Origin of the sequence: Myxococcus sp. AS-1-15 (assembly GCF_020037055.1) — a bacterium.
In the GTDB taxonomy this organism is placed as follows: Bacteria; Myxococcota; Myxococcia; order Myxococcales; family Myxococcaceae; genus Myxococcus; species Myxococcus fulvus.
Map to the genome: position 1 here is coordinate 1 of NZ_JAIQDF010000058.1, position 1,796 is coordinate 1,796.

Genomic DNA, 1,796 nt, shown 5'->3' on the forward strand with positions numbered 1-1,796 from the left:
CCCTGCAATCGGGAAACCCACCACCACTTCCCGCTGCCCCGCGTGCCTCGACAGCACCACCTGGTACGCGCTCAGCAGCACCATGAAGGGTGTCACCCCTTCACGACGACTCACCTCCTCCACCTTCCTCCACAGTCCCTTCTCCCACCGCCGCTCCAACATCGCCCCACGGAAGCTCTGCGCCGCGGGCCTCGGCTTGTCCGTCACCAGCTCCAGTGCTGTCGGCGCCCCTTCCAACTGCTTGCGCCAGTACTCCACCTGCTGCTCCAACACCTCCCCCTGCAACCACCCTCGCTGCCACTCCGCATAGTCTCCGTACTGCACCGGCAACTCGCCCAACGGCGACGGCCTCCCCTCCACGTACGCCCCATAGAGCGCCGCCACTTCCCTCACCAACAGCCCCGTCGACCAACCGTCCGACACGATGTGGTGCATCACCACCACCAACACGTGCTCCTCCGCGGAGAGCCTCAGCAACGTCACCCTCAGCAGCGGCCCTCGCGCCAGATCGAACGGGAGCAACACCTCCTGCTCCACATGACGACGCGCCTCCGCCTCACGCGCGGACTCCGGGAGTCCCTCCAACTGGACCACGCGCAGGGGCACCTCGACTTCGGACAAAACACTCTGCACGGCCACGCCGTTCTCACTCCGGAACGTGGTGCGCAGGGCCTCATGACGGCGGACGAGCTCCTGGAACGTCCTCGCCAAGGCCTCGGTGTCCAGCGGACCGCTCATCCGCACGGCACCCGGCATGTTGTACGAAGCGCTGCCGGGCTCCAGTTGGTCCAGGAACCACAGTCGCTGCTGCGCGAAGGAGAGCCGCGCCGGCTGACCCTTGTCCTCACGAGGCTTCAACGGCGGCACCGCCAACGACGCCCCCGCTCGAATCAACCGGTCCACGCGCACCGCGAGCGACGCCACGGTGGGCGACACGAACAGCTCCCGCAGCGGGACCTCCAGGTTGAACGCGCTCCGAATCCGCGAGATGGCTCGCGTCGCCAGCAGCGAGTGTCCGCCCAGCTCGAAGAAGTGGCTGTGAATCCCCACCCTGTCGAGCCCCAGCACCTCCGCGAAGATCCCCGCCAGCAACTGCTCCGTCGCGGTCCCCGGCGCGACGAAGTCGACTCCCGCCGTCGCCCCCAGCTCCACCGCGGGCAGCGCCTTGCGATTCACCTTGCCACTCGGAGTCAGTGGCAATGACTCCAACACCGTCAGCGCGGAGGGAACCATGTACTCAGGCAGCCGGCCCACCAGATGCGCACGAAGCTCCGTAGGGTCGGGCCGCTCGGGATGCTCACGCGAGGGCACCACGTACGCCACCAGCTTCGCGCCCGCGGAGCCCTCGTCACGCACCACCGCCACCGCATCCCCCACCGCGGGATGCGCGCGCAGCACGGACTCGATTTCCCCCAGCTCGATGCGGAAGCCACGCAGCTTCACCTGGAAGTCGAGGCGGCCGAGGAACGCGAGCTCACCGTCGGGGAGCCAGCGCGCCTTGTCTCCCGTGCGGTACATGCGCGCACCCGGGACGGTGCTGAAGGGATTGGGAACGAACCGCTCCGCTGTCAGCGCTGGACGTTCCAGATAGCCACGCCCCACACCCTCGCCTGCCAGGAACAGCTCCCCGGGCACACCCACGGCGACAGGTTGGAGGTTCGCGTCCAGGACGTACGCCCGGACATTCGCCAGCGGGGCTCCAAGCGAAGGCCGCGCTGCTCCACGCACGGCACGCACCGTGGAGTCCACCGTGCACTCGGTGGGCCCATAGACGTTGAACGCGGTGATGCGCGGGT

1 protein-coding gene is annotated in these 1,796 nt (G+C 68.2%); it reads right to left on the reverse strand.

Translation table 11 applies throughout. From position 1 onward, the window contains the following. The coding region (locus K8625_RS43450) for a condensation domain-containing protein (protein WP_223786092.1) at positions 1-1,796 on the reverse strand (1,796 nt) is incomplete at both ends.